21 protein-coding genes are annotated in these 20,823 nt (G+C 72.8%); 10 read left to right on the forward strand and 11 right to left on the reverse strand.

Annotation, left to right across the window (positions count from 1 at the left end; translation table 11 throughout):
* Nucleotides 1-46: 46 nt before the first annotated feature.
* Nucleotides 47-2,245, reverse strand: a complete 2,199-nt coding sequence (gene recG / locus FHU34_RS27540; protein ID WP_145785109.1) for an ATP-dependent DNA helicase RecG — start codon at nt 2,243-2,245, stop codon at nt 47-49.
* The gene (locus FHU34_RS27545) at nt 2,242-3,855 is read right to left on the reverse strand and encodes a DAK2 domain-containing protein (RefSeq protein ID WP_145785110.1); all 1,614 of its coding nucleotides are present in this window, start codon (nt 3,853-3,855) and stop codon (nt 2,242-2,244) included. Before FHU34_RS27545 ends, recG begins: the two co-directional genes overlap by 4 nt.
* A 287-nt stretch (nt 3,856-4,142) precedes the next feature.
* Here FHU34_RS27545 and rpmB point away from each other — a divergent pair, with 287 nt between their 5' ends.
* A complete protein-coding gene (gene rpmB, locus FHU34_RS27550; RefSeq protein ID WP_011905179.1) occupies nt 4,143-4,334 on the forward strand; it encodes a 50S ribosomal protein L28 in 192 nt (63 codons plus the stop codon).
* Nucleotides 4,335-4,436: 102 nt separating this feature from the next.
* Here the strand turns inward: rpmB and FHU34_RS27555 are convergent, their stop codons facing one another.
* Both FHU34_RS27555 and FHU34_RS27560 read right to left on the reverse strand, forming a co-directional pair.
* A complete protein-coding gene (locus FHU34_RS27555) occupies nt 4,437-4,898 on the reverse strand; it encodes a GNAT family N-acetyltransferase (protein WP_145785111.1) in 462 nt (153 codons plus the stop codon).
* Nucleotides 4,899-4,928: 30 nt separating this feature from the next.
* Nucleotides 4,929-5,861: a thiamine-phosphate kinase gene (locus tag FHU34_RS27560; RefSeq protein ID WP_145785832.1), complete on the reverse strand. Its 933-nt coding sequence runs from the start codon at nt 5,859-5,861 to the stop codon at nt 4,929-4,931.
* Between the two features lie 153 nt (nt 5,862-6,014).
* Between FHU34_RS27560 and FHU34_RS27565 the strand changes: the two genes are divergently transcribed.
* Together FHU34_RS27565 and FHU34_RS27570 are read left to right on the forward strand one after the other, a co-directional pair.
* Nucleotides 6,015-6,248, forward strand: a complete 234-nt coding sequence (locus FHU34_RS27565) for an Lrp/AsnC ligand binding domain-containing protein (RefSeq protein ID WP_030487446.1) — start codon at nt 6,015-6,017, stop codon at nt 6,246-6,248.
* 9 nt (nt 6,249-6,257) lie between these two features.
* The gene (locus FHU34_RS27570) at nt 6,258-6,941 is read left to right on the forward strand and encodes a DUF3515 family protein (RefSeq protein ID WP_145785112.1); all 684 of its coding nucleotides are present in this window, start codon (nt 6,258-6,260) and stop codon (nt 6,939-6,941) included.
* 50 nt (nt 6,942-6,991) lie between these two features.
* On the opposite strand, the gene FHU34_RS27575 is transcribed toward FHU34_RS27570, so the two are convergent.
* Nucleotides 6,992-8,092, reverse strand: coding sequence for a D-alanine--D-alanine ligase family protein (locus FHU34_RS27575; protein ID WP_145785113.1), 1,101 nt, complete (start codon nt 8,090-8,092; stop codon nt 6,992-6,994).
* Between the two features lie 195 nt (nt 8,093-8,287).
* Nucleotides 8,288-8,506, reverse strand: coding sequence for a hypothetical protein (locus tag FHU34_RS27580; RefSeq protein WP_145785114.1), 219 nt, complete (start codon nt 8,504-8,506; stop codon nt 8,288-8,290).
* 281 nt (nt 8,507-8,787) lie between these two features.
* Between FHU34_RS27580 and FHU34_RS27585 the strand changes: the two genes are divergently transcribed.
* A complete protein-coding gene (locus FHU34_RS27585) occupies nt 8,788-9,633 on the forward strand; it encodes a helix-turn-helix domain-containing protein (protein WP_145785115.1) in 846 nt (281 codons plus the stop codon).
* Nucleotides 9,634-9,638: 5 nt separating this feature from the next.
* Nucleotides 9,639-9,839 carry a DUF397 domain-containing protein gene (locus FHU34_RS27590; protein WP_145785116.1) on the forward strand — a complete coding sequence of 67 codons (201 nt, stop codon included), beginning with the start codon at nt 9,639-9,641 and terminating at the stop codon, nt 9,837-9,839.
* A gap of 178 nt (nt 9,840-10,017) precedes the next feature.
* Here the strand turns inward: FHU34_RS27590 and FHU34_RS27595 are convergent, their stop codons facing one another.
* The 5 genes from FHU34_RS27595 to FHU34_RS27615 all read right to left on the reverse strand — a co-directional run bounded on the left by FHU34_RS27595 (nt 10,018) and on the right by FHU34_RS27615 (nt 14,983).
* Complete coding sequence (locus FHU34_RS27595) at nt 10,018-11,067, reverse strand: ROK family protein (RefSeq protein ID WP_145785117.1); 1,050 nt, start codon at nt 11,065-11,067, stop codon at nt 10,018-10,020.
* A 192-nt stretch (nt 11,068-11,259) separates the two neighbouring features.
* Nucleotides 11,260-12,048: a putative protein N(5)-glutamine methyltransferase gene (locus FHU34_RS27600; protein WP_145785118.1), complete on the reverse strand. Its 789-nt coding sequence runs from the start codon at nt 12,046-12,048 to the stop codon at nt 11,260-11,262.
* An 8-nt stretch (nt 12,049-12,056) separates the two neighbouring features.
* On the reverse strand, nt 12,057-13,175 hold the full coding sequence (locus FHU34_RS27605; protein ID WP_145785119.1) for a cystathionine gamma-lyase: 1,119 nt from the start codon (nt 13,173-13,175) through the stop codon (nt 12,057-12,059).
* A 7-nt stretch (nt 13,176-13,182) separates the two neighbouring features.
* Nucleotides 13,183-14,190 carry an NAD(P)H-dependent glycerol-3-phosphate dehydrogenase gene (locus FHU34_RS27610; RefSeq protein ID WP_145785120.1) on the reverse strand — a complete coding sequence of 336 codons (1,008 nt, stop codon included), beginning with the start codon at nt 14,188-14,190 and terminating at the stop codon, nt 13,183-13,185.
* 55 nt (nt 14,191-14,245) lie between these two features.
* Nucleotides 14,246-14,983 (reverse strand): lysophospholipid acyltransferase family protein, encoded by a 738-nt coding sequence (locus tag FHU34_RS27615; RefSeq protein WP_145785121.1) that lies wholly within the window; start codon nt 14,981-14,983, stop codon nt 14,246-14,248.
* Nucleotides 14,984-15,111: 128 nt separating this feature from the next.
* On the opposite strand from FHU34_RS27615, the gene cofC reads away from it, so the two are divergent.
* From cofC to FHU34_RS27640, 5 genes are read left to right on the forward strand one after another with little or no spacing between them, the layout of a single operon-like run.
* Nucleotides 15,112-15,759, forward strand: coding sequence for a 2-phospho-L-lactate guanylyltransferase (cofC, locus tag FHU34_RS27620; RefSeq protein WP_145785122.1), 648 nt, complete (start codon nt 15,112-15,114; stop codon nt 15,757-15,759).
* Between the two features lie 38 nt (nt 15,760-15,797).
* On the forward strand, nt 15,798-15,995 hold the full coding sequence (locus FHU34_RS27625) for a cold-shock protein (protein ID WP_145785123.1): 198 nt from the start codon (nt 15,798-15,800) through the stop codon (nt 15,993-15,995).
* Between the two features lie 54 nt (nt 15,996-16,049).
* Nucleotides 16,050-18,407, forward strand: coding sequence for an RNA degradosome polyphosphate kinase (locus FHU34_RS27630; RefSeq protein ID WP_145785124.1), 2,358 nt, complete (start codon nt 16,050-16,052; stop codon nt 18,405-18,407).
* A 24-nt stretch (nt 18,408-18,431) separates the two neighbouring features.
* A complete protein-coding gene (locus tag FHU34_RS27635; protein ID WP_145785125.1) occupies nt 18,432-19,952 on the forward strand; it encodes a CYTH and CHAD domain-containing protein in 1,521 nt (506 codons plus the stop codon).
* Nucleotides 19,940-20,818: an NUDIX hydrolase gene (locus FHU34_RS27640; protein ID WP_145785126.1), complete on the forward strand. Its 879-nt coding sequence runs from the start codon at nt 19,940-19,942 to the stop codon at nt 20,816-20,818. Before FHU34_RS27635 ends, FHU34_RS27640 begins: the two co-directional genes overlap by 13 nt.
* Nucleotides 20,819-20,823 lie beyond the last annotated feature (5 nt).

Raw genomic sequence — 20,823 nt, forward strand, 5'->3', positions numbered from 1 at the left:
AACTGGAGTGGATCACCGGGCCGGCCGCGGGCACCTCGGGCCCGCCTCAGCCCTTCTCCAGGTACTCCGCGCGGTCCTCGTCGACGAGCGCGGCAACCGAGGCGGCCAGCGCCGGGTTGCGGGTCAGCTCCGGGTCGTCCTCGATCAGGGTGATCGCCTCGGCGCGGGCGTCGCGGATCAGCTCCGTGTCCCGCCGCAACGAGAGCAGCCGCAGGTGCGAACGGTGCCCGGACTGGGTGGCGCCCAGCACGTCACCCTCGCGGCGCTGCTCCAGATCCAGCTCGGCGAGCTTGAAACCGTCGCTCGTGGACGCCACCGCGTCCAGCCGCTCCCGCGCCGAGGAGCCCTCGGCCGCCTCACTGACCAGCAGACAGAGCCCTGCGGCGGCACCCCGGCCGACCCGGCCCCGCAACTGGTGCAGCTGGGAGACACCGAAACGGTCGGCGTCGAGAACGATCATCACGGTCGCGTTCGGCACATCCACGCCGACCTCGATCACTGTGGTCGCCACCAGCACGTCCAGGTCGCCGGCCGCGAAGGAGCGCATCACCGCGTCTTTCTCGTCGGCCGGCAGGCGACCGTGCAGCACCCCGATCCGCAGCCCGTGCAGCGGCCCCTCGGCCAGCAGCGGGGCCACCTCGGTCACCGCCAGCGGCGGGCGTCGACCGTTGTCGTCCTCGGGTGGCGGCTCCTCGTCGGACGTGGGACCGTCACCGATCCGGGGACAGACCACGTACGCCTGGTGGCCGGCGTTCACCTCCTCGCGCAGCCGACGCCAGGCCCGGTCCAGGTAGGCCGGCTTCTCGGCGGCCGGCACGACGTGCGAGGCGATCGGCGACCGCCCCCGGGGCAGCTGGGAGAGGGTGGAGACCTCCAGGTCGCCGTAGACGGTCATCGCCACCGTGCGCGGGATCGGGGTGGCCGTCATCACCAGCACGTGCGGCGGCTGGTCGGCCTTGGCCCGTAGGGCGTCGCGCTGCTCCACGCCGAAGCGGTGCTGCTCGTCGACGACCACCAGGCCGAGATCGGCGAAGTCGACCCCCTCGTAGAGCAGGGCGTGGGTGCCGAGCACGATGCCGGCGGCACCGCTGGCGACCTCGCCGAGCGCCCGACGTCGCGCCGCCGCGCCCAGCGAACCGGTGACCAGCTCGACCCGGGTGGCGTGCTCGGCGGAACCCAGCTCACCGGCTCTGCCGAGCGGCCCGAGCAGGTCGAGCATGCCGCGGTGGTGCTGGGCCGCCAGCACCTCGGTGGGCGCCAACAACGCAGCCTGGCCGCCCGCGTCGACCACCTGGAGCATCGCCCGCAACGCCACTACCGTCTTGCCCGAGCCCACCTCGCCCTGCAACAAGCGGTGCATCGGGTGCGGTGCGGCCAGATCCTCGGCGATCTCCACGCCCACGTCACGCTGGCCTTCCGTCAGCTCGTACGGCAGACGGGCGTCGAAGGCCTCCAGCAGGCCACCTGGGCGGGCCGGGCGGGGTCGGGCCGGCCAGTCGGCTGCCCGGTGCTTGCGCTGCACCAGGGTCAACTGGACGGCGAACGCCTCGTCCCACTTGAGCCGCCGCCGTGCCCGGTGCAGCGCCTCCTTGCTGGACGGCCGGTGGATCTCCTTCAGCGCGGTGCCCAGCCCGACCAGTTTGCGGCTGGCGCGCACGTCGGCGGGCAGCGGGTCGTCCGGCGGGGTGAACGTGTCCAGCACGACCCGTACGCATCGCGCGATCACCCAGGTCGGCAGGGCCGCGGCGGCCGGGTAGACGGGGATCAGCGCGCCGGCGAACTCCTCGATCTCGTCGCTGACCGCCGCCTCACCGTCCCCACCCTCGCCGAGTAGCACGTACTCCGGGCCGTTGAGCTGTCGCTTGCCCCGGAACTCGGTGACCTTGCCGGCGAACAGCCCCCACCGACCGGGACGCAGCTCGCGCTCCCGCCAGGCCTGGTTGCCGAAGAACGTCAACGTCAGCACCCCACCGGAGCCGTCGCCGACGGTCACCTCCAGCAGATTGCCCCGCCGCTGCCGCATCGGACGCACCGCGGTGCGCTGCACCTGGGCCAGCACGGTGACCTGCTCACCGACGTCCAGCGAACGGATGTCGGTGTGCTCGCCGCGCTCGTCGTAGCGGCGCGGAAAGTGGTAGACCAGGTCACCCGCCGTGTGCAGGTCGAGGTGCGTGGCCAGCGCCTTGGCCGTCTTGTCCCCGACCAGCTTCTTCAGCGGAGTGTCCACGGTGGCTGGTTCGCTCATTCGATCCCTACCAGGAGCGGATAAAACGGCTGGCCGCCCGGGTACGCGTGCACCTCGACGAACGGCCAGCGACTCTCGACGTGGGCGCGGACGGCGTCGGTGAGCCCGGCCGGGGCGTCCAGCCCGGCCAGCAGGGTGACCATCTCGCCACCGCCGCCGAGCATCCGGTCGACCACCGCGGCGCAGGTGTCGGTGAGATCGGTGCCGATCAGGTGCACCTCCCCCTCGACCAGCGCCAGCACGTCCCCGGGCCGGCACGGGCCGGCCACTGTCAGCGCCTCCCGGCTGGCATGGCAGACCTCGGCGTAACGGCACGCGCCGGCCGCCTCGGCCATCGCGATCACGTCGTCCTCGAAGCGGCGGTCGCCGTCGCGGACCGCGAGGGCGGCGAGCGCCTGCACCGGCGAGCGGGTCGGCACCACGCTCACCTTGATGCCGTGCCGGCGGGCCTCGCGTGCCGCCGCACTGGCCACGGCCTCCGTGTTGGCGTCGTTGGGCAGCACCACCACCCGGGCCGCGCCGGTGCTGCGGACGGCGTCCAGCAACTCGCCAGTGGACGGGTTGCCCGGCACCACTGTCGCGCCCTCCGCGGTGAACAGCTCGGCGATGCCACCCCCGGTGGCGACCACCACCGCGGCCCGACCGGTCGTCAGCGGCCCGGGGGGCAGCTCCGACTGGTCGGCGAAACGGGTCACCGAGATCCGGTACGGGCGACCGGCGGCGACCCCCGCCTCGACCGCCGCGCCCACGTCGTTGACGTGCACGTGCACGTTCCAGGTGCCTTCCGGCTCCCGTCCGTCGCCGACGACGACCAGGGAGTCTCCCAACGCGTCCAGCGCCCGGCGCAACCCGTCGACCGCCTCCGCCCGGGCGTCGAGCAGGAACTGCACCTCGTACGCGTACTCCTCGGAGCCGGTCTCCCGGGCGGCGGTGGCCGCCGGACGGGCGGAGCGCGGCGTCGGCGCGGGGTGGGCTGCGGTCTCGCCGGTGAGCACCGCGACCAGGGCGTCGAGCAGCACGCAGAGCCCTCGGCCGCCGGCGTCGACGACACCCGCGCGGGCCAACGCCGGCAGTTGCTCCGGGGTCCGGGCGAGCGCCTCGGTCGCGGCTCGGGCCGCAGCGCGGGCCACCGCCGGCAGGTCTTCGGTGTCGGCCTGGTCGGCTGCCGTGGCGGCCGCCGCGACCACGGTGAGCAGAGTGCCCTCGACCGGCCGGGCGACCGCCGTGTACGCGGCCGCGGTGCCGGAGCGCAGCGCGGCGGCCAACTCCCGGCCCCGCACCACCGGCGCCATGGCGACCTCGTCGGCGAACCCCCGCAGGATCTGCGAGAGGATCACCCCGGAGTTGCCCCGCGCGCCGAGCAGCGCGCCCTGCGCCATCAACCGCAGCGCGTGCCCGTGTGCGGTCGGCCCGCTGTGGGGGAGAGTGTCCAGGTCCATCGCGAGTGCCTGCTGGGCCGAGGTGAGGGTGAGCACCAGGTTGGTGCCGGTGTCGCCGTCGGGCACCGGATAGACGTTGAGCTGGTCGATCTCGCCCTGGTGGCGCTTGAGCGCGGCCAACCCGCTCGCGCACCAGCGGCGGACCGTGGCGGCGTCGAGGGTGTCCAGCACGGGCAGAAGCCTACTGGCGCGCACCGACACGCGCCGGAGTCGTCCGGCGTGTCCCCCGCGTCCCGGTCCAGCGGTCACCGCACCGTGGCCAAGCCCCTCCGGTAGCCTTGCCGCCGGGCCGGCCCACTCTCGGGCGGACGGGCCCGCGACCAGGTGGGAGCCGGAGCACAACCGAGCGCCGGACCGGGCCGGTTGGCCGGGTCGGCGAGTCATCGGGTAACCTGACCAGGTTGCCCGGGCAGCACCTGCCGGCGACCCCATGAACGTATCAATCCCAGGAGTATCCCGTGGCTAGCGTGTGCGACGTCTGTGGCAAGGGACCGGGCTTCGGCCACAACGTGTCCCACTCGCACCGGCGGACCAACCGCCGCTGGAACCCGAACATCCAGTCGGTGCGTACCCCGGCCGGTGGCGGCAACACCAAGAAGTTGAAGGTCTGCACCTCGTGCATCAAGGCCGGCAAGGTCACCCGCGCCTGACGCGGTAGCACCCACTTTCTCGTACGGCTCAGCCGGCGGACCCTGAGGTCCGCCGGCTCTGTCGTGTCCGCAACCGATTCACGGTTGCCGAGAAACTGCAGGTCAGAGGGTACGGCCGAAGGAGACGCAGCCCTCCGCGTCCTTGTAGAAGCCGAAGTTCGGAATCCGCTCGTATCCAGCGGAGCGGTACATGGCAATCGCCTCGGGCTGCTTGTCCCCGCACTCCAGGACCACCCGCTTGCGGCCCTGCTCACGGGCCGAGCGCTCAACGGCGGCCAGGACCGTGCGGGCCACGCCCCGGCCCCGCGCCGCCGGCGCCGTGTACATCCGCTTCAGCTCCGCGGTGTCCGCGCCGTGGCTGCGCCAGCCACCGCAGCCGACCGGCTCACCCGCCAGGTAGGCGACCAGGAACGCGCCGTCCGGCGGCTCGAACTCGGTGGCGTCCACCGGGGTGTCGTCGCCGGTGCCGCCGTAGCGGGCACCGAGGTCCGCCAGTGCGGCTTGGATCAACTGCTGCGCCACCGGTGCGTCGAACCGCACCGCCCGGATCTCGATCTCACTCACGGTATCCAGGGTACGGCGGGCACCGGACCCCTAACGGAAGTGGTCCCAGCCGGTCGGGCCGTCGTAGGACGTGCCGTCGACCGTCACACCGGCACCGTGCGTGACCACGCCGATCGGCCGCCACTCCGGCGGTAGCGCCACCGCCGGGGGGAAGGTCGCGGCCAGCGCGTGGTCCTCACCGCCGGTCAGGATCCAGGTGTACGGGTCGACGCCGAGCGCCTGCGCGGCGTCGGCCATCTGCCGGGGCACCTCGAACGCGTCCCGGCGTACGTCGATGGCCACCCCGCTCGCCGTCGACACGTGCCCGAGGTCGGCGAGCAGCCCGTCCGACACGTCGATCATCGAGGTGGCGCCGAGTTTGGCGGCCTGCGGACCGGCCGGGTAGGGCACCTGCGGCCGCCGGTACGCCTCGACCAGCACCCGGGGTGTCCGGAAGCCCCGGGTGAGCACGGTCAGCCCGGCCGCCGCGTACCCGGTGCGCCCGGCCAGGGCGAGCACGTCCCCGGGACGGGCACCGGAACGCAGCACCGGCGGACGCCCCTCCAGGTCGCCGAGAGCGGTGACCGCGACGGTCAGCGTGGGGCTGGAGGACATGTCCCCGCCGACGACGCTCGCGCCGACCGACGACGCCTCCGCGGACAGCCCGTCGGCCAACTCCTCCGCCCACCCGGTCTCCAGATCCGCCGGCATGCACAGGGCGACCAGCAGGGCCGTCGGCGTCGCGCCCATGGCCGCGATGTCCGCCAGGTTGGCCGCCGCCGCCTTGTGCCCCACGTCGAGGGCCGAGCACCAGTCCCGCCGGAAGTGTCGCCCATCGACGAGCACGTCGGTGGAAGCAGCGACCCGACCGTCCGGCGCGGACACCACCGCCGCGTCGTCACCTGGGCCGAGCAGGGTCGTCGGCCCGTACGACAGTCGAGCGGTGATCTTCCCGATCAGCCCGAACTCCCCGATCCCGGACACGCTGACGCCACCACCGGCGTTCCGCCCGTGCCGCCCGGCCCCGCCCTGCTCGCTCACCGCTGCTCCTTGACCACCGATAGGGATCAGACCTGGTCCGTAAGGTACTTTCACCCTTCGGGCCGCTCCCGGGCGGCGACGGACGGAGGTCTAGTCGTGGTACAGGCGTACATCCTCATCCAGACCGAGGTCGGCCGCGCACGTGACGTGGCGGGTCTCATCGCGGACATCCCCGGCGTCGTACGGGTCGACGCCGTGACCGGGCCGTACGACGTGGTCGTCCTCACCGAGGCGAACACCGTCGACGAGCTCGGCAAACTCATCGTCAGCAAGGTGCAGATGGTGCCCGGCATCACCCGCACCCTCACGTGTTCGGTGGTGCGGCTGTAAGTGGACGAGATGACGACCTCCTCCTCCGCTCTGGACGACGACGGCACGCGCGAGGCAGCCGACGGGACGCGTGGGCCGGCTGACGGTAACCGCGAACCGGCCGACACGACCGCCGCCGCGCCGGCCGGTCGGGACCGGACCATCCGCGGCGCCGCCCTGCTGGCCACGTTGATCGCGCTGCCCATCACGTTGCTGGTGGCCGTGCTGGCCTTCACCAAGCTCGCCCCGGACACGCCAGCCGCCGCGCCGAGCCCGTCCGCCAGCAGCGCCCGGGTGCAGTCCACCACTCCGGTGCAGATGGCCGCCCCGGCGCTGGCCGCCCGCCCGGCCACCGTCTGCCGGGCTCTGCTCTCCCAGCTTCCGGCGAGCATTCGCGATCTGGCCCAGCGGCCGGTGACCGCCGGCCCCGAGCAGAACGCCGCGTACGGCGACCCGGCGCTCACCGTGGCCTGCGGCGGCACCGAGCCGACGTTCCCCAGCACCGACGAGGTCTGGACGGTCAACCGGGTCTGCTGGCACCTGGCCGAGCAGGCCGACGCGGCAGTGCTCAGCACCGTCGACCGGGAAACACTGATCACCGTGCGGGTTCCACGCTCGTACGAGCAGCCGTTGCAGTGGGTGCCGGCCATCTCCAGCACGATCGTGGCGACAGTGCCGTCCGGCGGCGCCATCCCGTCCGGCTGCCAACGCTGACGCTGAGCGGGCCCCGCACCGGCTGACGTACGCGGGCGGCGCCGGCTGGCTCAGTGCAGGCCGACGCCGCGCCGCTGGGCGGTACGGATCAGTCGGTTGACCAGCTTCGGGTATTCCAGGCCCGCAGCAGCCCACATCCGCGGAAACATCGACGTCGGGGTGAACCCGGGCATCGTGTTGATCTCGTTGAGGTAGACGTCCAGCTCGGGCGTGACGAAGAAGTCCGCCCGGGCCAGGCCGGCGCAGTCCAGCGCGGTGAACGCGCGGACGGCGTACTCCTGCACCTGACGGGTCACCCGCTCCGGCAGGTTGGCCGGGATGTCGTACTCACACGAGTCGTCGAGGTACTTCGCCTCGAAGTCGTAGAAGTCGTGGTCGGCGACGACCCGCACCTCGGCCAGCACGGACGCCTCCGGCGCGCCGCCAGCCTCGCCCTCCAGCACGCCGCACTCGATCTCGCGGCCGATGATCGCGGCCTCGATGATGACCTTCGGGTCGAACTTGCGGGCGGCGGCGACCGCGTCGTCCAGCTGCGCCCAGTCGCTGACCTTGCTGACGCCGAAGGACGAGCCGGCCCGGGACGGCTTGACGAAGACCGGCAGGCCCAGCCGCTCCTTGTCCTGCTCGCTGAGGGTCATCCCGTTGCGCAGCACCGCGTACGTGCCGACCGGGATGCCCTCGACGGCACAGAGCTTCTTGGTGAACTCCTTGTCCATCGCGGCGGCGGAGGCGAACACGTTCGCCCCGACGTAGGGGATGCCGGCCATCTCCAGCATTCCCTGGATGGTGCCGTCCTCGCCGTACGCGCCGTGCAGCACCGGGAAGACCACGTCCACGTCGGCCAGCACCCGAGGACCCTCGGTGGGGTCGAGCACCATCAGCCCGTTGCCGGTGGGGTCGGCGCGCAGCACGATGTCGTCGCCGGAATCGGCGGTGATCTCCGGCAGCTGGCGGGCGTTGATCGCGAGCTGGGCGGGATCTCCGTTGGTCAGCACCCACTGGCCGGCCCGGGTGATGCCGACGGGCACCACCTCGAACTCGTCCGGGTCGAGCGCGCCGAACACGCTGCCGGCGCTGACGCAGGAGATGCCGTGCTCCGGGCTGCGGCCGCCGAACACGATCGCCACGCGGGTCTTGCCTGGGGTGGTCACTCCGGTCACCTCTTCGTACGCGACTGCGGCTGGTCGTGCTCGCCGGTGGCGCTCACCCGGTTGACCTTACTGTGCGTGGCGGCAGGGCGAGGCGATACCCGGCGAGCCGCAGCACGACACGGCAATCGGTCAACAAGAGGTATACGGTGCGTGACGGGACAGTATCTGTCCCGCAGGCCGGTGACCTGGGCCTATTCAGTCCCGGGAGTGCCGGCGACCGACGGCTATCACCTTGACCCGCTGTCGGCCGGCCCGCACCATGCCCAGCGCCATGAACGCTCCGGCGATACGGTCGGCCGCCTCACGACTGCTGGCGCCGACCACCTGGCGGCGCCGCTCCGGCGCGACCCGCTCGTTGCGCTCGATACCCTCGACCGGGCGTACGTCGGTGAGCACCACGAGAAAGCGGGTCATCGAAAGCCGCCCGCGGCGCACACGGCGGGGGGCTGCGGGCAGGTTCCCACGTCGTCTCCTTCCGGCGGGCCGGGATGGAGGGGCGGCACGCGACGATCGGGTACGGGGGAGAAACCCGATCGCCGCGCGCCCCATCCCCTCCGGTCGCTCACCACCACCGTCGCCACGACAACCGGCGGTGAGGACGCGATAACAGATTGACACGTGTACAGCCGTGAATGCAACTCTCATCGACGTTCTCTCATGCAGACGTTCCCGCAAATGTGTGCGACCATCGATGTATGGCTCCGAAGACCGCCCGCGCCCGCCGGCTCGGCATCGCCCTGCGCCAACACCGGGAAGCCGCCGGGCTGACGCTGGAGACCGCGGCGGATGAGATCAACAGCACCCGCAGCACCCTCTCCCGGTACGAGAACGCCCAGACCCTGATCACCCCAGCCACCGTGCGCGCCCTGCTCACGTCGTACGGGGTGAGTGCCGAGGAGGTGGCCGCAGCGGTGCTACTCGCCAAAGACGCCCGCAAGCCAGGTTGGTGGGTGTCGTACTCGTACCTGCTGGATCCACGCACCATCGACTTCATCGCGTTGGAGGCCGAGGCGACCGCCATCGCCAACTTCGAGCCCTCGGTGGTGCCCGGCCTGCTGCAGACCGCGGACTACGTCCGTGGCGTGATGCGCGGCGGGCCGCACACCCTCGGCGACGACCTGGTGGAACAGCGGGTCAAGATCCGCCTCGACCGGCAACAGCGCCTCACCGCCGACAACCCACCCATCTTCGACGCGATCATCGACGAGGGCGCGTTGCTACGCCCGGTCGGCGACCAGTCGGTGATGGACGGGCAACTGCGACACCTGGTCAAGATGGCCGAGCTGCCGAACATCAGCGTCCAGGTGATCCCCCTGTCGGCCGGTTACCACCGGGGCACGCGGGGCTCACTGCACATCCTCGAATTCGCCGACCCGGAGGATCCGATCATCGCCTCGGTGGAGACCGTGGCAGGTCAGATGATCCTCGACCGGGCCGGCGAGACGCGTACCTGCACCAAGATCATGGAGCATCTCCGAAGCGTGGCGCTCAGCCCGGCGGACAGCCGCGAGATGCTCCTGTCAGCCCTGAAGGGACGGTAGGACCGATGACACCGACAATCACAGCGGCCTTGGCCGCGGCGGCGTGGCGCAAGAGCAGCCGCAGCGGCGATGAGGGCGCCTGCGTCGAGGTTGCCGCGCTGCCACGGCTGGTGGCCGTCCGCGACTCCAAGGATCCGGCCGGACCGGCCCTGCTGTTCGCAACGGCCGCGTGGGCGGCCTTCGCCCAGGCGCCACCGCGCCCCTGACCAGACCCCCACACGGCTCACCGACCGGACACCTCACCTGCGACCGCCCGCCGCGCCGCCTGTCAGGGCGCGCGGCGGGCCGGGACGCGACCGACTCAGACGCCAGACCGGGACCACGCCCCCGGGGCGGTGGCACCAACGACAAGGCAGGCTGCTGGCGCGGCAGATGTGGGCAGGCTCAGGCGACCAGCGGGCGAGGCTCCGGGGCCGCGCGCAGCCTCTCCAGAGCGGCGATCGCCACACCCCGAGCACCGGCCATGTCCCGGTCCGGCACCAGCGCGAAGGTGGCCACGGCCGCCTGCTCCTCGCGCAGCACCGTGTGCTCGCGGACCGTCGCCAGGAACCAGTCACGGAACTCCGGTGCCGCCTCGACCACCCCACCACCGACGAAGTACGCGTGCGGGTCGGTGAAGTTCGCCGCCACTGTGAACAACCGCCCCAGCGCCATCGCCTGCTGGGTGAACAGATCCCGCGCGAGGGCGTCTCCCCGTTCGCCGTACCCGCGCACCAGCTTCGCCGCCCGAGCCACCGGTTCGGCGGCGAGCGGGTGGTCCGGGTACCGGGTCAGCCAGTACGGCAGCAGGTTGCGCTCGATGCCGGTCAGCGAGGCGACGCTCTCGACGTCACCGGTGAAGCCGCAGGCACAGGTGGGCTCCGGCTGGCCCGGACCGAGCAGTCCGGTCAGCGGGACGTGCACGTGGCCGAGTTCCCCGGCCATGCCGGCCGCACCGGCGATCACCCGACCACTCTCCACCACGCCGCCACCGAGGCCGGTGCCGACAATCGCGGAGACCGACGATCGGGTCATCGCCTCGGCGCCGAAGTGCACGTGGTGGGCGTAGAGCGCCGCCGCGTTGCCGTCGTTGTGGTAGATCACCGGCAGGCCGAGCCGTCGTTCCAGCGCTCCGCGCACGTCGAAGCCCCGCCAGGCCGGCTGGGAGAAGTTGGTGGAACCCCGGGACGAGATGACCCCGTCGGCGCTGGCCGGGCCGGGAGTGTCCAACCCGACCGCCTGGACCAGTTCGCGCGGCACCCCGGTCTGCGCCAGGGCCCCGTCCAGCGCCCGGGCCAGCGCCTCGATCGCCGCGTCCGGGCCGGCCTGCACCTCGCTGGGGATCTCCAGCAGCCCGTCCACCAGGAACCGACCGTCCACCGTCAGCACTGTGGCGTTGTTGCTCGTGCCGCCGTTGTCCAACCCGACGACCACCGGCACCCCTGCGCTGCCCACCGAAACCGCCTCCCGCCGTCATGAGTGTGAGCCGAGGCTAGTGCCAAGCCCCCTCCCCCGCCACGCCCGGCCACCCCGCCCAGCCTCTTCCCGTCGATCATGGAGTTGTGGCGGGGAAGGAATAACGTGATGTGGCACAAACTGGACACCACAACTCCATGATCGACCGGTTCAACCCGGGCCCGGAGGGGGTTAGGTTGGGCGTTGGGCTACGACCGCTGTGGCGTCCAGGTCCTCGTCGTGGCGCACGGCGGGGATCAGGCCGGCCGCGCTGAACGCGTCGCAGAGCGCCGACACCTGGGTGGTGCCGGCCTCGACCACCAGGTGTCCGCCGGGAGTCAGCCATCCGGCCGCGTCGACGCCCACCCGACGCAACACGGAGAGCCCGTCCGGCCCGCCGTCGAGCGCCACCGGGGCCTCGTGCAGCCGCGCCTCCGGAGGCATCAGCGCCACCGCGTCGGTCGGCACGTACGGGGCGTTGCAGACGACGAGGTCCAGCCGGCCCCGCCACTGCGGGGGCAGCGGCGCGAAGAGGTCGCCCTCGTACACCTCGATGTCCAGCCCGTCGACGTTGCGCCGCGCACACGCCACGGCCGCCGGGTCGATGTCGGCGGCGGCCAGCCAGCGTGGCGTGAGTCGGTGCGCCAGCGCGACGGTGGTGGCCCCGGACCCGCAGCAGAGGTCGACGACGGCCGGGGCCGGGCCGGTGACCTCGGCCGCCACCTGGACCAGCAGGGCGGTCCGGGCCCGCGGCACGAAGACGCCGGCGTCGACGGCGATCCGCAGGCCGGCGAACTCGGCCCACCCGAGCAGGTACTCCAACGGTTCACCGGCCACCCGACGGTCGGACAGGTCGGCCAACGTGGCCGGGGAGTCGGCGGCGGCCAGCAACAACTCGGCCTCGTCCTCGGCGTAGACGCAGCCGGCGGCGCGCAGCCGGCCCACGAGGGTGGCCCGGTCGGTCGGGGACGGTGATGCCATCGGCAACCTCAGACCGGCCCGGCCGCGTCCAGCGCGGCGGCGATGTCGGCCACCAGGTCCGCGGTGTCCTCGGCCCCGCAGGAGAGCCGGACGAAGCCCGGTGCGGTGTCGTCGCCCCACTGCTCCCGGCGGTCCGCCGTGGTGTGCAGGCCACCGAAGGAGGTCGCCGCCGCCACCAGCCGGGCAGCCTCGATGAACCGGCCCACCCGTTCGGCGCTGCCCAGGTCGAACGACAGCACCCCCGGTATCCGGCGCATCTGGGTCGAGGCCACCGGGTACGCCGGGTCGTCCGGCCGCCCCGGCCAGCGCAGGCCCGTCACATCCGGACGGCCGGCGAGCAGGTCGACGACCGCAGCGGCGTTCGCACTCTGTCGGGCCAGCCGAAGGTCGAGAGTGGCCAGCGACCGGTGTGCCAGCCAGGCGTCGAACGCCCCCGGAACCGAACCGGTGGTCGTCCGCCAGGTCGTCACCGCGGCGATCAGCTCGGTGGACCGGCTGACCAGGTAACCCAGCAGCAGGTCGGAGTGGCCGGTGAGCGCCTTCGTGCCGGAGGCGACCACCAGGTCGGCGCCGAGGTCGAGCGGGCGCTGACCGAGCGGGGTGGCTGTGGTGTTGTCCACCGCGAGCAGCGCGCCGGCGGCGTGTGCCCGCTCGGCCAGGGCCGCCACGTCGACCACGTCCAGGCCCGGGTTGGCCGGCGTCTCCACCAGCACCAGCCGGACACCCTCGAACGACGGGTACGGCCCGACGGTCGGCACGAAGAGCACCCGGACGCCGATCGCCTCCAGCACGTCGGTGGCGAACGCCCGGACCGGGAAGTAGCCGTCGGTGGGCAGCACCACGGTGTCCCCGGGGCGCAGCAGGGTCAGCAGCAGGCCGGTGATGGCCGCCTGACCGGTGGCGAAGACGCGGCACTCACCGCCCTCCAACTCGCCCACGGCGGCCTCCAGCAACCGCCGGGTCGGGTTGTCCGGGCGACCGTAGCCGTTCGGCGACGCGCCAGGGCCCTGGAACGGGTCGAGGTGGTACGGCGCGGCGAAGACCGGCCCCGGCAGGAACGGGTCTCCTGGTTTCGCCTCCGGCAGGCCGGCGCGTACGCAACGGGTGCCGTCTCCCCACTCGCTCATCGGATCCTCACTCGTACGACTCGGGCTTGGCGGTGCGGCTCATCAGGGTCTCCACGGCGAGGCGCGGATCCATCCCCTCGTGGCAGATCCGCTCGACGTGCTCGGTGATCGGCATCTCCACGCCGTGCGCGCGGGCCAGGTCACGGATCGCGAGGCAGCTCTTCACGCCCTCGGCGGTCTGCCGGGTGGCGGTCTGGGCCTGCTCCAGCGTCTCGCCCCGCCCCAGGTGCTCCCCGAAGGTGCGGTTGCGGGCCAACGGGGAGGAGCAGGAGGCGACCAGGTCACCCATGCCCGCGAGACCGGCGAAGGTGATCGGGTCCGCGCCGAGCGCCACGCCCAGCCGGGCCGTCTCGGCCAGCCCTCGGGTCATCAGCATGGCCCGGGTGTTGTCGCCGAAACCCATCGCGGTGGCGATGCCGTACGACAGGGCGATCACGTTCTTGACCGCCCCGCCCAGCTCACAGCCGATCACGTCGTCGTTGGTGTACGGGCGCAGGTACGGCGTCCGGATCGACGCCTGCACGAGCGCCGTACGGTGACCGTTCGTCCCGGCGACCACTGTCGCGGCGGGCTGCTCGGCGGCGATCTCCGGGGCCAGGTTCGGACCGGACACCACCACCACCCGGTCGGCGGCGACCCCTGCGGTCTCCACGATGACCTCGCTCATCCGCTTGGTGGTGCCCAGCTCGATGCCCTTCATCAGCGACACCAGGGTGGAGTCCGGGTGCAGGTGCCCGGCCCACTCGGCGAGGTTGCCCCGCAGGGTCTGCGACGGCACCGCAAGGACCACCACCTCCGCACCGGTGATCGCCTCGGCGGCGTCGGCGGTGGCGGTGACCCGGGCTGGCAGCAGCAGGTCCGGCAGGTACTCCGGGTTGCGGCGCTCGGCCCGGATGCTCTCGGCGACCGGCGCACGACGGGCCCACACGGTCACGTCACGGCCCGCGTCGGCCAGGATCTTGGCGAAGGCGGTGCCCCAGGAACCGGCGCCGAGCACCGCGACGTGCCCGCTCATTCCGCCGCTCCGTTTCGCTGCACGGCGGCCCGGACCGCACCACTGCTTCGCTCGCTCATGCCGCTTCGCCCTGCTGCTCACGGCCGGCGGAGGGCCGGACGGGTCGTTCCCACAGCGGCGGCGGCGTGCCGCCACGGATCTCGGCGAGCATGTCCCGCAGCCGCAACATGATGGTGTCCGTCATCTCTTCGAGGGTGGCCCGCGACGGTTGGGCGTCCGCCCACCGGCTCAGGTCGATCGGTTCCCCGGCGACGACGGTCACCGGGATCCGGGGGCGCAGGCTCACCCGGCTGGTCCGTGGATCGAAGATCTGCTCCGGCCCCCACATCACCACCGGTACGACGGGCGCGCCGGTGGCCAGGGCCAGCCGGGCCGCGCCGGTCTTGGCCTTCATCGGCCACAGCTCCGGCTGCCGGGTGGTGGTGCCCTCCGGGTAGATCACCACGGCACCGCCCTTGTCGAGCGCGCCGACCAACGCGTCCAGCGAGCGGACCGCGTCGACGCTGCCCCGCTCGACCGGGATCTGCAGGCACCGGTGCAGGATCCAGCCGACCACCGGCACCCGGAACACGCTGGCCTTGCCCAGGTACTGCGGCCAGCGCCCGGAGTCGTAGATGAAGTGCGCGGAGACCAGCGGATCGGCGTGCGAGAGGTGGTTCGCCACGATGATCACGCCACCGTCGCCGCTGAGGTGTTCCTGGCCACTCCAGGTCCGGCGGGTCCACACGGTCATCACGGGCTTGACCAGCCCCACGGCGAACCGTTGCCAGAACCCCAGCCTTCGCCGTGCCACTGTGCCTCCTCGTCGCGCCCCAACCCCGCCGCGAAACCCCGCCCGCGACACCCGCAGCGGAAATCATGCCTGCTCGCCCCCGGTACGGCCAGCGAGGGTCCCGTCGTCCGGCTGGCAGGATTGCGGACGTGAGTCAGGCGAGGTGGGCCGTGGTGGTGCCGGTGAAGCGTCTGGGCGCGGCCAAGAGCCGGCTGCGGGGCGCGCTGTCCGGCGTACCCCATGAGGAGCTGGCGCTGGCCCTGGCGGCCGACACCCTCCGCGCGGTGCTGGCCTGCCCGGCGGTCGCCGAGGCCGTGGTGGTCACCGACGACGCCCAGGTGACGGCGGCAGCACGGGCGGCGGGCGCGCGGGTGCTGCCCGACGGGCCGGACGCCGGCCTGAACGCGGCGCTCCGGCACGGCGCCGCCGGGGCCACCGCCGGGTGGGTGGCCGGGCTCACCGCGGACCTGCCGGCGCTGCGCCCGGCCGAGCTGGCCGGCGCGCTGCTCGCGGCCCAGAACGGCCGACCGGGGGTACGCCGTTTCGTGCCGGACGCGCCCGGCAGCGGCACGGTCCTGCTCACCGCCCCGCCGGGAGTTCCGCTGGATCCCCGCTTCGGGATGGGGTCGGCGGTCGCGCACGCGGCGAGCGGGGCGCTGCCCCTGACCGGGGACTGGCCCAGCCTGCGCCGGGACGTGGACACTCCCACGGACCTGGCCACCGCCATCCGGCTCGGGCTGGGGCCGCACACCGCCGCACTCGTCGCCGCCGCTCATCCCGCGCGCTCCGCGGGCTGACCCGCCCGACCCGCACTGCCGGGGTGTACGGTGCCAGCATGCAGGGCACGGTGGCCAGCTACGACGCGGCGACACGCAGCGGTGTCCTGCTGCTCGACGACGGCACCGAGATGCGCTTCCCCGCACGGGCCTTCGACGCCTCCGGGCTGCGGCTTCTCCGGCTCGGCCAGCGGGTGCACATCGACACGGATCCCGACGGCACGGTCGTCCGGGTGACATTGCCGACGATGATCTGAGCCGGCGAGCCCAAGTTCATTTTGCGTTAACCGTAATCGGGTGATTATGAGCGGGTGAGCACCCCTCGCGAGAACCCGGCCCGCCAGCCCACCTCCGACCTCCGCAACGGTTCCCGCGCTCGCGGCACCGACGGCCGCTTTCGCCCGTCCCGCGCCGAACGGGCGGGCGCCGCCCGCGCCGACACCCTCGCCGACGACCCGGGGGCCGCCTCCTCCGGGCTGGACGAGGTCCTCGACCCCGTGCCGACCAGCGACGAGGTGGATTCCCCCGCCGTCGCTGGCGTCCACCAGGTCCTGCCGGACGACCTCCCGACCGCCGCCGCGGCGCAGGACGACGAACCGCCGGCGCCGCTGCCCGAGGACCGGTTCCTCAACCGGGAACTCTCCTGGCTCGACTTCAACGCCCGGGTGCTCACCCTGGCCGAGGACCAGCGCACCCCACTGCTGGAAAGGGCCAAGTTCCTGGCGATCTTCGCCAGCAACCTGGACGAGTTCTTCATGGTGCGGATCGCCGGGCTGAAGCGGCGGCTCTCCGCCGGCCTGCCGGTGCGCGGCGGGGACCGGCTGCCCCTGCGTACCCAGTTGGAGCTGATCGCGGAGCGCACGGCCGCGCTGGTCGCCCGGCACGCCGCCTGCTTCGTGGACGACGTGCTGCCCAAGCTGGCGGGCGAGGGCATCCGCATCCTGCGCTGGGGCGAGCTGGGCGACCCGGAGCGGGAACGGTTGCGGACCTACTTCCGGGAGCACATCTTCCCGGTGCTGACCCCGCTCGCGGTGGACCCGGCGCACCCGTTCCCGTACATCTCGGGGCGGTCGCTGAACCTGGCGGTGGCGGTTCGTGACCCCGACGGCGGCTCCGAGCTGTTCGCCCGGGTGAAGGTACCCAACAACGTCCCCCGCTTCGTCCGGGTGGACCGGGACCAGCCGGGCGTCCGGATGTTGCCGGTGGAGGACCTGATCTCGGTGCACCTGGGGCAGCTGTTCAGTGGCATGCAGGTGGTCGAGTGCCACCTGTTCCGGGTCACCCGTAACGCCGAGGTGGAGGTCGACGAGGACCGCGACGAGGACCTGTTGCAGGCCCTGGAACGGGAACTGGCCCGGCGGCGGTTCGGCCCGCCGGTCCGGCTGGAGGTGGCCGCCTCCATCTCCGACCACATGTTGGAGCTCCTCGTCCGCGAGCTGGACATGGACGACCAGGACGTGCTGCGGGTGCCCGGGCTGCTGGACCTGTCCGCGCTGTGGCAGGTGTACGGCGAGGCCGACCGGCCGGACCTCAAGGACCCGCCGTTCGTGCCGGCCACCCATCCCCGGCTCGCCGAGGGCGAGGTGCCGCGCAGCGTCTTCTCCACTCTGCGCGACGGGGACATCCTGGTGCACCACCCGTACCACTCGTTCGCGACGAGCGTGCAGCGCTTCATCGAGCAGGCCGCCGCCGACCCGAACGTGCTGGCCATCAAGCAGACCCTCTACCGCACCAGCGGCGACTCCCCGATCGTCGACGCGCTGGTCGACGCGGCCGCCGCCGGCAAGCAGGTGGTGGTGCTGGTGGAGGTGAAGGCCCGCTTCGACGAGGTGGCCAACATCGGCTGGGCCCGCACGTTGGAACGGGCCGGCTGTCACGTGGTGTACGGCCTGGTCGGCCTGAAGACGCACTGCAAGACCGCGCTGGTGGTCCGCCAGGAGGGCAACCAGATCCGCCGCTACTGCCACATCGGCACGGGCAACTACCACCCGAAGACCGCCCGCCTGTACGAGGACTTCGGGATGCTCACCGCCGACCCGGAGATCGGGGCGGACCTCACCGACCTGTTCAACGTGCTCACCGGCTACAGCCGGCAGACCGCGTACCGGCGATTGCTGGTCGCTCCGCAGGGCATCCGTACCGGCCTCATCGAGCGCATCGAGCGGGAAATCTCGCATGTCCGCCTGGGCATGCCCGGCCTGGTCCAGTTCAAGGTCAATTCGCTGGTCGACGAGGGGGTGACCGACGCGCTGTACCGGGCCTCCCAGGCCGGCGTCCACGTCGACCTGCTCATCCGGGGAATGTGCACGCTGCGACCCGGGGTGCCCGGGCTGTCGGAGAACATCCGCGTGCGCTCCATCCTCGGCCGCTTCCTGGAGCACTCCCGGGTCTTCCGGTTCGGCAACAACGGCGAGGCCGAGTTCTGGATGGGGTCGGCCGACCTCATGCACCGCAACCTCGACCGCCGGGTGGAGGCACTGGTGCAGGTCAGCGATCCGATCGCCCGCGCCGAGCTGGACCAGGTGCTGACCGCCGCGATGAGCCCTGACGTGGACGCGTTCGAGCTGTCCAGCGACGGTAGCTGGACCCGGCATACCATCGCCGACGACAACACCCGGTCGCATCTACAGGAAGTGTTGTTGCGCCGCGTCGGTGGCACGGCCGGCTGACCGATCACCGCATAGGCTGGGTTGATGGTCGAGGAGGAGCAGAAGTACGAGGTGGACGACGCCTACGTGCTGCCGGACCTGGCCGCCACGGCACCGTCCGGGGGCCGCGTCCGGGCGCTGCCACCGGTGACGCTCGTCGCCCGCTACCTCGACACGGTCGACCTGAGGCTGGCCCGCGCCGGTGCCTCGTTGCGCCACCGCCGGGGTGACGAGCTGCCCTGGACGGTGAAACTGCCGACCGGCACACCAGGCGTCCGGCACGAGGTATCCCGCCCGGGGCCTAAGGGACAGCCGCCGCCGGAGCTGGTGGAGCTGGTCACCGTCCTGCACCGGGGGGCGCCGCTGGCCCCGGTGACCGTCGTCCGGACGGTCCGGCACGCGTACGAGGTGTGCGACAAGGCGGGCACGGTGCTCGCCGAGGTGGTGGACGACCGGGTGACAGTGCTGGACGACTCCGGCGCCACCACCGACACGTTCCGCGAGCTGGAGGTCGAGCGCAAGGGCGGCGACCGTGCGCTGCTCGACCGGATCGGCACGGTGTTACGCGAGGCCGGCGCCCAGGGTGGGTCGTTCACCCCGAAGCACGTACGGGCGCTGGGCGAGAGAGCACAGGCCGATCCGGACCTGGTCGCGCCAAACGGGCTGCCCGCCGAGCCGACAGCAGGTGACGTGGTGACCGAGGCGCTCCGTAAGGAGATCCGCCGGCTGCTCGCGCACGACCCGCTGGTCCGACTACGCGCCCCAGGCACCGGCGGCGACACCGGTGTGCACCAGATGCGGGTGGCCTGCCGACGCCTCCGCAGTGACCTGCGCACCTTCAAGGCATTGGTCCGCAAGACCTGGTCCCGTCCACTGCGCACCGAACTGCGGTGGCTGGCCGGTGTCCTCGGCGCGGCCCGCGACGCCGAGGTGTTGCGCGCCCGGCTGCGCACCACCGCCGACGCGGATCCGCTCAGCCCGCTCGACGGGGACGCCGTGGACCGGCTGGACGAGGTGCTCGCCGCACGGCAGCGATCGGCACTCGCCGCCATCGACGAGGCATTGCGTACCCCCCGCTACCTGGCCCTGGTGGACTCCCTGGTGCTGGCCTCAGCCTCGCCCCGGCTCACCCGGCGGGCGACCGCTCCGGCGGCGAAGGCGCTGCCCGCGTTGGTGGCCCGCCCCTGGTCTCGGCTCACCGGGCCGGACGGCGTCGACGGGCTCGACGCCCGGTCGCCGGACGACAGGTGGCACGCCGTTCGCAAGGAGGCCAAGCAGGCCCGGTACGCGGTCAACGCGGTGGCACCGACGGTCGGCCAGGGCGCGCGCCGGCTGTCCCGAGCCCTGGCCCGCGTGCAGGACGTGCTCGGCGAGCACCAGGATGCGGCGGTCGCGGCGGACACCTGGCTGGAGATCGCCGCCGAGCTGCCGGACGACCACGAGCTGGCGGTCACCGCCGGGCGGCTCGCCGAGCGGGAACGCGCCTCCGTACACCGGATGCGGTCTTCCTTCCCGGCGGCCTGGCACCGGGCCACCCGAGGGCGGCGGACGAGTTGGCTGCCGTGACCGGCATCCGCGCGGCGGGCGGGGTGGCCTGGCGGCCGACCGCCGACGGCGTATACGTCTGCGTGGTGCACCGCCCCCGCTACGGCGACTGGACGTTGCCCAAGGGCAAGCTGGAGCCGGGCGAGCACGCCCTGGCGGCGGCCGTCCGCGAGGTGGCCGAGGAGGCCGACGTGCGGGGCGTACCGCAGGTCCGGCTGCCGTCGGTGCGGTACCGCAGCGAGGGGCAGCCCAAGCTGGTCGACTACTGGTCGATGCTCGCGGTCGCCAGCGGGGGTTTCCAACCGGGCACCGAGGTGGACGACATCCGCTGGCTCGCGGTGGACGACGCGATCCGACTGGTCAGCTACCCCCACGACGCCGAGGTGCTGGCGGCGTTCGCCGCGCTGCCGTCGGTGACCGCCACCGTCGCGCTGGTCCGGCACGCGCACGCCGGTAAGCGGGCCACCTGGTCCGGCCCGGACGTCGGGCGGCCCCTGGACGCCGAGGGATGGGCCCAGGCGACCGCGCTGGGCGGGCTGGTGGCCCTGATCCGGCCGTCCCGGCTGGTGTCGGCGTCACCGCGACGGTGTGTGCAGACACTGGACCCGGCTGCCGCGCTGCTCGACCTGCCGATCGAGGTCTGCGGCGACCTCGACGAGCCACAGCCCGGCCAACAGAGCGACGAGCAGATCCTGGCCACCGCCGCCCGGCTGCTGGAGTTGGCCAACGCCGGCGGCCAGGCCGCGGTGTGCAGCCAGGGCAAGGTGCTGCCGGGTGCCCTGGAGCAGCTGACCGGCCGCACCGACGAGGACTTCAGCACGCCCAAGGGCGGCGGTTGGCTGCTCGCCTTCACCGCCGACCGCCTGTTGGCCGCCGACCGCTTGTAGAGCCC

It is taken from the genome of Micromonospora taraxaci (genome assembly GCF_007830095.1).
GTDB classification, from domain to species: Bacteria; Actinomycetota; Actinomycetes; order Mycobacteriales; family Micromonosporaceae; genus Micromonospora; species Micromonospora taraxaci.